Annotated in this window: 16 protein-coding genes and 1 pseudogene; 11 read left to right on the top strand and 6 right to left on the bottom strand. The window is 65.2% G+C overall.

Going from position 1 to position 11792, the window contains the following annotated elements:
* Positions 1-150 precede the first annotated feature (150 nt).
* Both ACFVWT_RS18915 and ACFVWT_RS18910 read left to right on the top strand, forming a co-directional pair.
* Entirely contained in the window at positions 151-366 is a 216-nt protein-coding gene (locus ACFVWT_RS18915; protein WP_390250512.1) for a hypothetical protein, read from the top strand.
* Positions 367-395: 29 nt separating this feature from the next.
* Entirely contained in the window at positions 396-548 is a 153-nt protein-coding gene (locus tag ACFVWT_RS18910; protein ID WP_390250510.1) for a hypothetical protein, read from the top strand.
* 417 nt (positions 549-965) lie between these two features.
* Here ACFVWT_RS18910 and ACFVWT_RS18905 read toward each other — a convergent pair whose 3' ends face one another.
* Positions 966-1193, bottom strand: coding sequence for a hypothetical protein (locus ACFVWT_RS18905; protein WP_390250508.1), 228 nt, complete (start codon positions 1191-1193; stop codon positions 966-968).
* Positions 1194-1361: 168 nt separating this feature from the next.
* On the opposite strand from ACFVWT_RS18905, the gene ACFVWT_RS18900 reads away from it, so the two are divergent.
* The 3 genes and pseudogenes from ACFVWT_RS18900 to ACFVWT_RS18890 all read left to right on the top strand — a co-directional run bounded on the left by ACFVWT_RS18900 (position 1362) and on the right by ACFVWT_RS18890 (position 2787).
* A complete protein-coding gene (locus ACFVWT_RS18900) occupies positions 1362-1535 on the top strand; it encodes a hypothetical protein (RefSeq protein WP_390250506.1) in 174 nt (57 codons plus the stop codon).
* Between the two features lie 140 nt (positions 1536-1675).
* A pseudogene (locus tag ACFVWT_RS18895) lies at positions 1676-1819 on the top strand (c-type cytochrome biogenesis protein CcsB); the annotation flags it as partial.
* A 65-nt stretch (positions 1820-1884) separates the two neighbouring features.
* Entirely contained in the window at positions 1885-2787 is a 903-nt protein-coding gene (locus ACFVWT_RS18890) for a cytochrome c oxidase assembly protein (RefSeq protein WP_390250504.1), read from the top strand.
* A gap of 310 nt (positions 2788-3097) precedes the next feature.
* Here ACFVWT_RS18890 and ACFVWT_RS18885 read toward each other — a convergent pair whose 3' ends face one another.
* Positions 3098-3328, bottom strand: coding sequence for a type II toxin-antitoxin system Phd/YefM family antitoxin (locus tag ACFVWT_RS18885; protein WP_390250502.1), 231 nt, complete (start codon positions 3326-3328; stop codon positions 3098-3100).
* A 134-nt stretch (positions 3329-3462) separates the two neighbouring features.
* On the bottom strand, positions 3463-3717 hold the full coding sequence (locus ACFVWT_RS18880; protein ID WP_390250500.1) for a hypothetical protein: 255 nt from the start codon (positions 3715-3717) through the stop codon (positions 3463-3465).
* Between the two features lie 103 nt (positions 3718-3820).
* Here ACFVWT_RS18880 and ACFVWT_RS18875 point away from each other — a divergent pair, with 103 nt between their 5' ends.
* The gene (locus ACFVWT_RS18875; protein WP_390250498.1) at positions 3821-4450 is read left to right on the top strand and encodes a hypothetical protein; all 630 of its coding nucleotides are present in this window, start codon (positions 3821-3823) and stop codon (positions 4448-4450) included.
* A gap of 198 nt (positions 4451-4648) precedes the next feature.
* Here ACFVWT_RS18875 and ccsB read toward each other — a convergent pair whose 3' ends face one another.
* The gene (gene ccsB, locus ACFVWT_RS18870; protein ID WP_390250496.1) at positions 4649-5749 is read right to left on the bottom strand and encodes a c-type cytochrome biogenesis protein CcsB; all 1101 of its coding nucleotides are present in this window, start codon (positions 5747-5749) and stop codon (positions 4649-4651) included.
* Positions 5749-7458 carry a cytochrome c biogenesis protein ResB gene (locus tag ACFVWT_RS18865; RefSeq protein WP_390250494.1) on the bottom strand — a complete coding sequence of 570 codons (1710 nt, stop codon included), beginning with the start codon at positions 7456-7458 and terminating at the stop codon, positions 5749-5751. Before ACFVWT_RS18865 ends, ccsB begins: the two co-directional genes overlap by 1 nt.
* A 246-nt stretch (positions 7459-7704) precedes the next feature.
* On the opposite strand from ACFVWT_RS18865, the gene ACFVWT_RS18860 reads away from it, so the two are divergent.
* Positions 7705-8007, top strand: coding sequence for a DUF4193 domain-containing protein (locus tag ACFVWT_RS18860; RefSeq protein ID WP_390250492.1), 303 nt, complete (start codon positions 7705-7707; stop codon positions 8005-8007).
* A gap of 528 nt (positions 8008-8535) precedes the next feature.
* On the opposite strand, the gene ACFVWT_RS18855 is transcribed toward ACFVWT_RS18860, so the two are convergent.
* Positions 8536-8973: a hypothetical protein gene (locus tag ACFVWT_RS18855; protein WP_390250490.1), complete on the bottom strand. Its 438-nt coding sequence runs from the start codon at positions 8971-8973 to the stop codon at positions 8536-8538.
* An 801-nt stretch (positions 8974-9774) separates the two neighbouring features.
* Here ACFVWT_RS18855 and ACFVWT_RS18850 point away from each other — a divergent pair.
* From ACFVWT_RS18850 to ACFVWT_RS18835, 4 genes are all read left to right on the top strand, one after another.
* Positions 9775-10209 carry a DUF305 domain-containing protein gene (locus ACFVWT_RS18850; RefSeq protein WP_390250488.1) on the top strand — a complete coding sequence of 145 codons (435 nt, stop codon included), beginning with the start codon at positions 9775-9777 and terminating at the stop codon, positions 10207-10209.
* A gap of 37 nt (positions 10210-10246) precedes the next feature.
* Positions 10247-10588, top strand: a complete 342-nt coding sequence (locus ACFVWT_RS18845) for a hypothetical protein (protein WP_390250486.1) — start codon at positions 10247-10249, stop codon at positions 10586-10588.
* A 50-nt stretch (positions 10589-10638) separates the two neighbouring features.
* Positions 10639-11061, top strand: coding sequence for a DUF3105 domain-containing protein (locus ACFVWT_RS18840; RefSeq protein ID WP_390250483.1), 423 nt, complete (start codon positions 10639-10641; stop codon positions 11059-11061).
* Positions 11062-11469: 408 nt separating this feature from the next.
* Positions 11470-11694: a DUF3188 domain-containing protein gene (locus tag ACFVWT_RS18835; RefSeq protein WP_390250481.1), complete on the top strand. Its 225-nt coding sequence runs from the start codon at positions 11470-11472 to the stop codon at positions 11692-11694.
* The last annotated feature ends 98 nt before the right edge of the window (positions 11695-11792 follow it).

Below are 11792 nucleotides of genomic sequence, written 5' to 3'. Positions count from 1 at the left end.
TTTTAACGCCGCAAGCCCGCCGGCTTCCCATCTGCGTGAGACCAATCTAGACGAAGAATGCTGCGGTGGTGCCCATCCGGCCGGCGGAGGGCCGAAACAGCGCATGACACACTCGTTGACAAACCCTGCGGCCCAGAGGTCGGATGGGATATGAGCAGCGACACCCACCGCAGGGCACGGCGGATTGCTGCCCTGGTCATGGTCGTTCTTGCCGGTGTGAGCTTTGCCATTGCGCGGGCTTCGGACGGGACCGGTCCGGTGAGGCGGTTCGAAACCAGCGTCCTGATCCCTGCCATCGCCGTGCTGATGGTGGTTATGGCCGGCTACCTGATCAGGGCCGGTCAGCAGGTCAGCCCCTGGTACTGACCCACCTGAAATGGAAATACCGTGTCCTGATGATCACCGCGGTCGCCGGCGCTGCGATCACCTGGGCTCTTGCTCTGGCCCGCCCGCACGAATTCCTGATCGCCGCCTACCTTCCCGCCGTCCTGGCGAACCTGATCTTCAATCTTTTCGAACGAGGCATCCCGCCCGTCCCGAGCCGCTGAACCCGAAATGGAAACGAAAGGCCCGGGACGGGCTCAAGTGGAGGGCGCGTCGATGGGCGTGTGGATGACGGTCCCGTTCCTGCCCCTTGTAGCGGTAGCGGTAGCGGCGATGATTGTGGCGTGCTGTGGCGGACGAGCGTTCCTTCAGGGACGCCGGGCGAGGTTTTCGGCGGGCGTTGCTTGATGACTCACTGCCGGAAAAGAGCTAGGTGCCAGGGCGGACCATGGTCCCGGCACGGCAACAAGGCTCAGGTAGTCGAGGCAGAACCTGACTTGCAGCCCGATCAGACCCGCGGCACACGGCCCAGTCCACGAACGCGGGCCAGGGTAGCGCGGTCGCAGATATCCTGCGCAGCCCTCGTATCGGCATCGAAGGCGAACCCATCGATCAGCCGCGCTCACTGCTCCCGGCCGGAATCACACCAAGGTTGCCGTCCGCCGTCGCCGTAGCTGCCGTCGCCTTAGGTGCGCCGCCAGCCGTGACTGCCAGCGGTCCACGGCCCCCATGACCCTGACCGAGACCGCCCAGTAGGCGACGCCGACTGCCAGCGATGCCACGACGGCGAGGGCCTCGTCGATTTCCCTGATGTCCGGGAAAACAACCCAGTGCGTGACGTAGGCGAAGAAGGAAGCACTGGCCGGCACGCCCAGCGGGCGGTGCAGGATGGCCGGTAGCGGGATGCTGGGCAGCCACGCCAGGATCAGGATGCCGGCGATGATGGTGGCCTCGCGCCAGGGCTCGCTGAAGTAGCCGGGGACGGTCGCCGGGGCGAAGGCTTAGCCGAGCGCGAAGAGCCACAGCACCGGGCGGGTGTGCAGGAGATCGAGCGCCGCGACAGCGACGCTCTTGGCCGATACGGCGGCCCCGGCTATGAGCGGTGGAAGGGCCGGAATCTGGAGATGCGGAGAAAGATCGATGCGGTGAAGTTCTCCAACCAAATCGCCGAGATGAACCGCCAAGACGAAGGGCTGGACTCCGAGAGATGACACTTCCGCTGGCGCCGCGTGGATGACCAGAAACAGCCGACGGCGGTCCCGAATCGGGCCGGCGGGCGACCGGGCACGTCTCGACGAGAGTCAAGGACACCGCGGCGCCAGCGGTTGCGCAACGTCCCTCTAGGCCGGCTTACATCCTCGCCCGGGCCGCACGTGGCGGGCGCGGCAACCGCTCGGCCTGGCTGTGCATCATCGGATTCGCCGCCGTAGTGTTCAACTTCACCGTCGTCAACGTGTACTTCCCCGGCCTGCACTCCTACTCCAGACGCACCTGACCCCGTCCCCGGCACCGCGGCGGCCGAATAACGATGTATCATCGCTTCGGTGAAGGGAACCTGCCATGCCACCGATTGACCAGTGGGTCGCGTTCGAACCCCTCGCGGGCTCGCCAATCGCCGTCGCCGCCCTGCTGCTCGCGGCGCTATACATGAGGGGGACGATCTGGATGTGGCGGCATCGCCGTCGCTGGGCAATCGCCCGTACGGCATCGTTCTTGACCGGATGCGTCCTGATCTTTGCCGTCACGACGTTCGGCGTGAACCGCCTGGCCGAGGAGTTCGTCTCGGGCCTGGTGTTCCAACAGATCACCCTGTTGACCGTCGTCCCGCCGCTTCTCATCGCCGGCTCGCCGGGGCGTCTTCTCCTGCGCAGTACACCGCACACCGGCCTCGGACGACTCGTGCTCCGCGCCGCGCACGCGGGACTCCGATCACGATTCTGGCGCGCCGCACTACACCCCGTGGTCGCCATCGTCGCCGCGATCCTGCTGTACCCAGCTCTCTATCTCACAGACGTCATCAGCATCATCATGCGCATCCCCCTCGGTCACGACGCCCTGTTGTTCATCTTCCTCGTCCTCGGCGTCATCTCGGCGATACCGCTATGGTCGTCCGACCCCTTGCCACGTGTCCCATCCTTCGCTGTGCGGTTCGTCGACATCGTCGTCGAGCTCCAAATCCATGCCGTCTTCGGCCTGATCCTGCTCCGAACCGGGACACCGCTTTTCAGCGCATACGCCAACCCCACCGGCGACCATGATCCGATCCTCGATCAGGCGATCGCCGGGACCCTGGTATGGACCTATGCAGAACTGCCGCTATTCGTGGTACTCATCGTCTGCCTTTCCCGCTGGCGCACCCGGGAGATGCGCACCTCGAAGCAACGACAACGCGTCGAGGATGCAGAGCTCGACACATACAACGAATACCTCGCAAGTATGGCCCAGGGGCGCCTTGAGAGGTAGCGGGATCCTCGTGTGTCGCGGCCAGCGCATCAGTCCCCGCTTGCCCATCTACTCGGAGGACCCGGCACTCCCGACGGTAGCGTGAACCGATGAAAGTCATCATCCCATCGAATGAGGGTGCAACAACCGTTGCCGCGACAATCGCTGAAGGGTCCTGCAGCCCACCCCCGCTGCGCGGAAAATGTACGACGACGATGCCGCCCTTTGGGATTTCCTCGCCGACCGTCTGGCGGAGCTCCTGCCGCCGCCTCCGCCTCCGTCTCGGGGGCGGGCCCAGCACCGGAATACTAATGCCGGTTACGCCAAGACGTCAGGAGCTGCTTTCGACCTTGCGGACGGCTTCCAAAGCGGACATCGGGCGTCGCGCGTTCGCGGGGGAGCTCAGCAGGTAGCTTGTTTCCACCAAAGCGTCGAACTCGTCCTTCGACATCAAAACGGTGGATCCGTGCTTGGACACGATCTCGATCTCGGTGCGGTCGAGGTTGACGCGCTCGATGAGGCGGGTAAGCTCTCGGCGAGCCTCGCTAGCGGTTACGGCCATGACTACCTCCTGGTTGCAAGAGACATGCTAGTACTCGCTTTTTTCGCACCAGCGTTCTTTGGAGTAGGAGGTCCATAGATGGTTTTGGCTCATTATGGTTGCCCAACTCCCAACCGAAGGCGGAATGGGTCCTGCTAGCGGTCCATGCTGACCAGTCCTGCTATCGCGGCGATTGTCAGGACGCGGTATTTCCATTTCAGGTGGGTCAGGACCATAGGTTGGCCGGCGGACCGGCCCCTGATCAGGTAGCCGGCCATGACGATGATCAGCACGGCGATGGCGGGAATCAGGGCGGTAGTTGCGAACTGCCTCACCGCACCGGTGGCTTCGGAAACCCGGGCGATGGCCACGCTCGCACCGGCCAGGATCAGCATGACCAGGGAAGCCATCCACCGTGCCCTGCGCTGCGCATCATCACCCATTGCCCATGCGACGCCCCCGTCATGTGGTTTGTCAACAAGAGCAGAGCAATAGGTACGGGATAATGGAGCCATGGCCAAGACCCCCGCCCAGCGCATCAGGAAGCACGGCGCCAAAGCCGTGGTCCCCGAGCATCGGCTGCCTCCGGTGATTTCCTCACGGACACCGCAGAGTGCCCAGAGCAACAGCAACCTCATTGTGATCGCCAGCGTCGTGGCCAGCCTCTTCCTGTTCTGGTACCTGCATCTGCTGACGCTGAACCAGATGACGCAACTGTCCAACGGGCTGGCCATGCCTGACTCGCTGATCGGCGGGTTCTCTGCCGACTATGCCGCCCAGCTGCGCGCCGTCATGGACGACGATGCCCGCGGCCAGCTGAACTACGTCCACAAGACTGCCGGCACGCTGTTCCCCTTGATCTTCGGTTTAAGCTGGCTGCTGCTGATCGGCACCAATGTCGCAAAGAAGGGACTCCGGGGGGCCTTGTGGGCGTTGCCGCTGCTGTTTGCCGTGGTGCGGTTGTGGGGCAACGTCGCCATCGATGCGGCGCTGGCGCCCGCGGTTCCCGACGCCGGCGCCGTGGCCCTCGCGTCGGCGCTCACGGTTGCGGGGTGGGTGCTGCTCCTGCTGAGCCTGCTGGCCGGCGGGGCTGCCGTTTTCCTGCGCCGTCGGACTGCCCCGCGGAGTGCTCCATTGCCCTGAGCAGCTACCGCGCCCCTGTACGCGGCGGCCTGCTATCGGGCTCACCAGCGAACAAGACCAGGATGATCGGGTAGGCCTTGCGCGTTCCACACCCAGGCTCGGGGATGCGCAGCCCGAAGGCGATACCCCACTTACTGCGCTCTGACCGTCACGCCCAGGCTGTGGGGATCTGGTTGGCCGCCGGTGAGCCTGCCGTCATCACAGCCCTGAGTAGGAGTGCAGGCCGTTGAAGAACTGGTTCACGATGGCGAAGTTGAAGACCACACACAGGTAACCCACGATCGACAGCCAGGCCGCGCGGGTGCCGGTCCAGCCGCGGGTGGCCCTGGCGTGGAGGTAGCCTGCGTAGACCACCCAGATCACGAAGGTCCAGACTTCCTTGGTGTCCCAGCCCCAGAAGCGGCCCCAGGCTTTCTCGGCCCAGATGGCGCCGAACATGAGGGTGAACGTCCAGCCGACGAACGCCACGGTGTTGATGCGGTAGGAGAGGTTTTCCAGGCTCAACGCGTTGGGGACCAGGCGCATGAACCCCAGCTTGTCGGCCCCTGCGGCGGCGATGGTCTTCTGCCGGTGAGACTGGACAAGTTGCAGTGCGGACATGGCGAATGTCAGGGTGAACAGTGCCGAGGACAGCACAGCGATGGAGACGTGGATGACCAGCCAGTAGCTCTGCAGCGCGGGAACAAGGTGCCCCACGGGGGTCCAGTACAACACGGAGGCGGCCACGAGCATGATGATGGCCAGGCCGATCACGAACGTGCCAAGGAAGCGGAGGTCGCGGCGGATCAGCACCACCAGGAAGACAGCTACGGCTACGAACGCTCCGGTGGTGAGGAATTCGTACATGTTCCCCCACGGCACCCGGCCTGCGCCGATGGCCCGGGTGATCACGCCGGCGGCGTGGATGAGCGCGCCGAGGACAGTCAGGGCCACGGCAACGCGGGCGGGGACGCGGCGTTCGGCGCCGTAGCGCATGCCGGGGTCCGCCAGCTGCCCGGCGGCTGGCTCTTCTGGGTGTGACGCGCCGCCGGTGGCCGAGGACGGCCGCTCGGCCCGTCCCGCGGGCCCGCTGACATCTGTGCCGGCCCGATCAGCTGCGCCGGCACCCAGTCCGGCCGCCACCGGAATCCTGACCGGTGCCGCGGCAGCCGCGGCTGCTTTCGGATCCACCGCGCGGAGGGTTTTGCTGCTCTTGGCGAGGTCCCAGGCGAACGCGATGAAAGCCACCGCGTACGTGCCGGCGGCCAGCAGCATAAAGAGTTCGCTGTATTGGCCCATGGTCTCGTTCAGGGTAGGCATTAGTTTTCCTTCGTTTGCTCGTGAGGGGCGGCTGTTGACTGGTCGAAGCCTGCTGGGGGCTGTGCCCGGGGGGTGTCTGCCACGTCATTATCCGCCTGACCGCTGGGATCCGTCCGTGGGGCGAGGCGCCATTGCCCGGCCAGCAAGGACCGCAGGGCCGCGGCCTCGGCGGGCAGGCGGTGGTCTTCGCCGCGGGCCAGGAGCCCGTACTCGACCATGGTCCTCCCGTCCGCATTGTTGCCGGCGCGGACCCAGACGCGGCGGCGGTTCATGTAAAGGGAGGTGATCAGCCCGGCGACTGCCAGCAGTGAGAACGTCAGGACGCCGGCCTGGCCCGGAACTGTCCGGATGTCCACGCCGATGTAGCGTTTGAGTCCATCGAAGCTGATCGAACCTTTGCCCTCGGGCAGCGTGTAGGTCTGCCCGGCGTTCAGGACAATTCCGCCTGCCGGGAGGCCGCGTCCGTTGAGCTGTGTCAGCTTCTGTACGTCGAGGTTGTAGACGTTTTGCGGCTTCCCGTCATCGAGGCCGAGGTCGCCGTAGTAGGAGTTCAGGTTAAGCTGCGGGTTCAGCGGGTCCGGATCGAAGCTGTACGCGACACCCTCGGCGTTCTTCACCGCAGACGGGAGGAAGAAACCGGCAAAGCCCAGCTGGGACGGTCCGGCATCAGGAACTTTGGCCACGATCGTGGAGGTGAAGACGGCATCGGTGGGAATGGAAACGACGGGCCCGCTGAACGCGGTCTGCCCGTTTCCGTCTTTCACCGTGATCACGGGGGCGTAGCCGTTGCCCACGAGAAACATTCCGGTCTCCCCGAAGTACACCGGTTCGTTGACTTTCAGGATCTGCTGCCGTGGTGGTGCGTTCAGTCCGTCCCTGGTGGTGAGGGCGGCGGTGAAGTCGATCGGCTGGCCGAACTGCTTGGTTGATTCGCGGTCGAAGCGGACGTCGAAGTTGTCCAGCGTGACGGTGAAGGGGTCCAGTTGGGTGCTCTGGAAGTTGGTTCCCGGTGCGAAGTTGTCGTAGCCGACCAGGGTGTTCACGAAGGTGTCGCCCTCGACGAGGATCTTCTGTCCCCGGTGGCCGAACATCCCCCCGATGGCGACACAGACCAGGACGCCGATCAGGGAAGAGTGAAAGACAAGGTTGCCCACTTCCTTCAGGAAGCCGCGCTCGGCCCCCAAAGACGGCCGTGCGGCGTCGTCCCTTATCTCTACGCGGTACCCGCGTTTCTTCAGGACCGCCGCCGCGTCCGCAATAGCGCCGGACGCCGGGACACCGGCTTCCGCCGGAAGCACGAGCGTACCGTATTCGGGAAGCCGGGACAGCCGTTTGGGTGTTCGCGGCGGCTGGGACCGAACCGCCCTGTAATGCGCGATGGCGCGGGGAACAACGCAGCCGATCAGGGAGATGAACAGCAGGATGTAGATGGACGAGAACCAGGCCGAGGAGTACACATCGTAAAGCTGGAGCGAGTCTAGGATCCTGCCGTAGTCAGGGTTGTTCTTGATGTGTTGAGCCACAACGGCAGGGTTCGCGGGCCGCTGAGGAAACAGCGATCCCGGCACCGCGGCTACCGCCAGCAACAACAACAGGAACAGTGCCGTGCGCATGCTCGTCAGCTGGGTCCATGCCCAGCGCAGCATGCCGGGTAGCCCCAGCGGCGGGGGAACCACAGTTCGGTTCCCCGGAGCAGTGTGTACAGGCATCGGCTACTTTCAGGTCTCGGCGTCGGTGCGTGGCCTCCACCGAATCTTCTACAATACGTAGAAGTAATGGTTGTGTATACCTTCATAGGATCACAAGAGGGCGTCAATTCGCCGGGTTGCCGGAGCCTTTGACTTCAGGGCCGGATGCCCCTCGGGCGCGAGGTCGGCTTGACCGGCCCGGCCTCGCCGTCAAAATGCCATAAGGTACGGTTCATTCCCACGAAAGCACAACGAAAGAGAATCAAGGTGGCCACCGACTACGACGAAGCACGCCCCGATGTTGCAGAATCGCGCAATGCCACGCTTCAGGCCCTCCGGTCCGCGAACGCCCCGGACGCCCGCAGTGTGGTCAGCGCGCTGGATGAGGCTGACACAACCGATGGTGTGGAACTGCCCGGCGCTGACCTCTCCGATGAGGTACTGGCCATCGAGGTCATCCCGCAAAAGGACGACGAGTTCACCTGCTACTCCTGTTTCCTGGTCCGGCACCGGTCACAGATTGCCGTCGGGAGGGACGGGCACGCTTCCTGCCTTGAATGCGAAGGCTGACTCTTGAGAAAATGCCCGGAACCAGCAGTACCTTGGTCGATTGGGGCCGGCACGGCAATCTTTTATGCTGCGCGGGCGCCCGGGGCGCCGGTTCCCTTCATCGGCGAAGATCTGATCCTTAGAGCACCAAAGTAGGCTTTGTCCATGTAGTCGGTTCAGTTCAGACCTGCATTGGCGGTATCGCCAGCTGTTGCGGGGCCACAGCAGGTCGGGGACCCGAGCAGGTTAACTCATGGCTCCCCGTCGTCAGCGCATCTACAACAACGGCTACCGCGCCACTGGTTTTAGCGCGGGCGGAAACCAAGTCCTGTGAAGAGGTGGTGCTCCTCGCTGGCAGAGGCCGTGGCCGACCCATCTGCCCGGGGACCCATGCCTCCCACGGAACAGCCACTGGCAATGGCGGATCGTGGGAATCTCGGGCGCGAGCGGCGACGCCGACCTCCGGGGAAATCCGGCGCATCCAGGGTGTGCAGCTCATCACTCCGGAGATCAATGCCGGCCTCCCTCCTGACAGTATCGGCCAGCCACCTACCCGGCAACCGTCAGCTGGTAGGCGTAGAGCAGGGGCGCATCCACACTGGACGCACGTATTTCCAGCGGGCCTGCTTCGGGTACGCTGACTTTCGCTGTCTCTTTGGTGCCGTTGCAGGCCGCCCCCAGTTCCATCACCTCGTTACCGCCGGAGCGCACCCCCAGAAAGGCCTTGCCCCCGCCTTCGCACACCAGCGTCAACGCATAGCTGCCTGCCTGCACGTCCTTTGTGTGAACCACCGGCTGCCCGTTGAGGATTCTGCCGGCGTCCGCCGCTACGGTCCCCGAACCGGCGGGAAGCGCGGCGGCCTGCCACGCCGGTACGTCAGCGTTACCCGCGGAGACCTGCCCGGCGCAGCCTGACACGGCCCCCACGACAGCGGCCGCAGCCACACTGGAAAGGGCGCGCCGAAACAGAGGTGAAAGGTATGCCATCCCTCCAATCTACCCGGCCAATCAGCTCCGGCACCCACGTTCCCATACCGCGCGGGCACCGAAGCGTGCAGACGGACATCCCGACCTTTACTTGTCCGTGTTGGCATTCGCTACCTCGCAGGAACCCGCCCCGGCCAAGAAACGGCAGGAAGCCGGCTGGGGCCGTACTGCAGCCGCCTGACCCCCTTCACCCTTGGCGGCTTACTGACACACGCTCGCATCGCCTGGCGCTCTCACCCGAAAAAAGTCGCTCTTTGATGGAACCACCAGCCCGTCAGGGGCCATTGCCCATCACGGGCAGGTCGGTTCATATGCGCCGGCACTTTAACCGGCCGGAGGCAGAAAACAAACTGACATTGGACACGGCAGCGGATACGCCGGTCATGGGCGTGACAGCCATGGGTACGGAAGGAGGGACGCCCGTGGGTACGGCGGGCATGACCGCAGACACGTGCGCGGGGGCCACGAACAGGGTCCAGGGGCACTGGCTCCGGCGGCATAATCAGGTGGCTGATGCGGCTACTCAGTGGGCACACCACTGAACAGGTTGAGGCGCCGGGACGTGATGACGGATCGTCGGCACGCCATCACGAGAGGGCGCTGACGCAGCGGAACGGGGCCTCACCCCGCAGAGGGACCCGCTGCTGATACCCCCTGCACTCAGAGGTGCTGTTCGGTCAAACCGTGAATCCGCAGGACCGGTCAGGGGCGTGGATATCCTGTGGCATAGATACCAGCAGCCCACGGTCCCTTCTCTACGAACCGGAGGCCCCGGGGCCGGGCGCAGGACGCCCCCGGCGGATGCGGCTGTGGATTGTTTTCGCGACAGTCGTGGTCCTCACGGCCGCGGCGTTTTTCGCCATCGGCCGGCTGACCGCAGTCCCGGCACCGGCGCAGGTATCCGACTCCGGTGCCGACGCAGGCTTCGCCCGGGACATGCAGGCCCACCACGCCCAGGCCGTGAAAATGGCCCTGCTGATCCGTGACAAGTCCGCCGACCCGGAGATCCGCGCCGTCGCTTACGACATCGCCACCTCCCAGCAGCAGCAGAACGGGCAGCTGTTTGCCTGGCTGCAGGACTGGGGCCTGCCTCAGGCAGGGACGGCACCGCCCAGGGCGTGGATGGGGGCAGAGGCCGGTGCGGGGCACACTATGGCACCGGACGCCGGAGGCGGGATGCAGGGCACCGGCGGGATGGCAGGCATGGCCACCGCCGGACAGATGCAGGGCCCTTGAGTCCTCCGGCGCCGAAGCCGACCGGCTCTTCACGGACATGATGGTCCGCCACCACCAGGCCGGCGCCGACATGGCCAGGGCCACCGTCCGTCTCGCCGAGACGTCCAAGGTCCGGGACTTCGCCGCCCGCATCGTGGAGCCCAGACCGCGGAGATCACCGCCCTCCAGGAACTGCGCGGCAGACTCTGACCCCTTTCGACGAAAGCGAGAAACCACCATGCCGGCAGCACGGAAAAGCGCCGCGGAACGAACAGCCATCCTGAAGACGATCCAGGCGAAACAGCGCGCCGCCGACAGGCGCCGGGCGTGGCTGATCTACGGCACGGGCGGTCTTGGTCGCTTCGATCATCAGTGGCGTGACGTTCGTGCTTGTCGGTGAAGTGCAGCAGCACGAGCAGGCCAAGGCGGCCGCGGCCCGGCCTGTCGAGGGTGAGCAGGATTTCCCCCGGCCAGTCCCGGCACCATACCCGCGAACCCGTCAGTTACCCGCGGACTTCGGCCACCGGCGGGGACCACGCGCCGGTGTGGACGAATTGCGGGACGTACACCGTCGCGGTGGAGCAGATGCAGGCCGTGCACTCCCTCGAACACGGCGCGGTCTGGCTCTCCTACCGGCCGGACCTCCCCAAGGAGCAGATCGCCGAACTGACTTCCCTGGCTGGCAGCCAGGACTACCTTCTGCTCAGCCCCGTCGCCGGACAGGCCTCGCCCGTGACCGTGACCGCCTGGGGCAAGCAGCTCTCGGTGGACAGCGGCAGCGACGAGCGCCTGGCGACGTTCATCCAGAAATACCGGCAGGGCCCGCAGACCCCCGAGCCCGGGGCCGTCTGCAGCGGCGGCGTCCAGGGCTGACCGTGCGGCGCCGCCGCCCCCAGTGCGCCGTGGGCGGCGGTATCAGGGCGTCAGAAAGCATTGTGCCTGGACGGGCGCGGTGAAGGTTCCGGCCCAGAGCCACGAGGGTAATGGACCAACGAGAGCCGTCCCGGTTGCTCGGCTCTTTCGGAAGCGGACGCGATTCCCCCAACGGCGGCTCTCCCTACGCCATCTAGGTCCAACGGAACATGACAACGGCCGGGCGTTGAGCGGACAACCCACGATCCGGACGGTGTGGCTCCTTCCCATTAGCGCGCATCAGCGGAGCCGCATTACGTAGTGGGGCGGGCCAGATCATTGGGAGTGACCGGCGCGGGGAGGTTTCAGTGATGGTCTTGACCGGCGCCACGCAGAACTGAAGCCGCGGCAAGCCGGTATGCTGGGGTGGTGTTGAATGAGTTTTGGGCGACCGCATCCGCCTCCTACAAGGCTGTTGTTTTCGGTGCGATGGGATCGATCGCCGTTGGAATCGTCCTCACTATTTTGGGGCAAGTTTTCAGGAACGAAACCCTGACCTTCGCGTCGCTTGCCGTCATCGGCGTGGGGTTGGTGCTTCACAGTGCAGGCGTTGTCATCCGCGGTCACAAGGTACAGAAAAGCCTCCGGAAGTAGCCACCCGCCGTATTAGGGCGTAGCTTCGGCCGGCGGCAGGCCTGCTGACTGCATCCGATCCGTTTGCGGGAACCGGCCGGACAGGATGCGGCACGGAC

This window comes from Arthrobacter sp. NPDC058288 (genome assembly GCF_042880995.1).
Lineage (GTDB): Bacteria > Actinomycetota > Actinomycetes > Actinomycetales > Micrococcaceae > Arthrobacter.
This window is presented reverse-complemented; position numbering and strand designations above follow the sequence as displayed.

Coding starts and splice junctions, on each gene's coding strand:
- ACFVWT_RS18915 (WP_390250512.1), top strand. CDS start 151: ATGAGCAGCGACACCCACCGCAGGGCACGGCGGATTGCTGCCCTGGTC.
- ACFVWT_RS18910 (WP_390250510.1), top strand. CDS start 396: ATGATCACCGCGGTCGCCGGCGCTGCGATCACCTGGGCTCTTGCTCTG.
- ACFVWT_RS18890 (WP_390250504.1), top strand. CDS start 1,885: ATGCCACCGATTGACCAGTGGGTCGCGTTCGAACCCCTCGCGGGCTCG.
- ACFVWT_RS18885 (WP_390250502.1), bottom strand. CDS start 3,328: ATGGCCGTAACCGCTAGCGAGGCTCGCCGAGAGCTTACCCGCCTCATC.
- ACFVWT_RS18880 (WP_390250500.1), bottom strand. CDS start 3,717: ATGGCTTCCCTGGTCATGCTGATCCTGGCCGGTGCGAGCGTGGCCATC.
- ACFVWT_RS18875 (WP_390250498.1), top strand. CDS start 3,821: ATGGCCAAGACCCCCGCCCAGCGCATCAGGAAGCACGGCGCCAAAGCC.
- ccsB (WP_390250496.1), bottom strand. CDS start 5,749: ATGCCTACCCTGAACGAGACCATGGGCCAATACAGCGAACTCTTTATG.
- ACFVWT_RS18865 (WP_390250494.1), bottom strand. CDS start 7,458: ATGCCTGTACACACTGCTCCGGGGAACCGAACTGTGGTTCCCCCGCCG.
- ACFVWT_RS18855 (WP_390250490.1), bottom strand. CDS start 8,973: ATGGCATACCTTTCACCTCTGTTTCGGCGCGCCCTTTCCAGTGTGGCT.
- ACFVWT_RS18850 (WP_390250488.1), top strand. CDS start 9,775: ATGCGGCTGTGGATTGTTTTCGCGACAGTCGTGGTCCTCACGGCCGCG.
- ACFVWT_RS18845 (WP_390250486.1), top strand. CDS start 10,247: ATGATGGTCCGCCACCACCAGGCCGGCGCCGACATGGCCAGGGCCACC.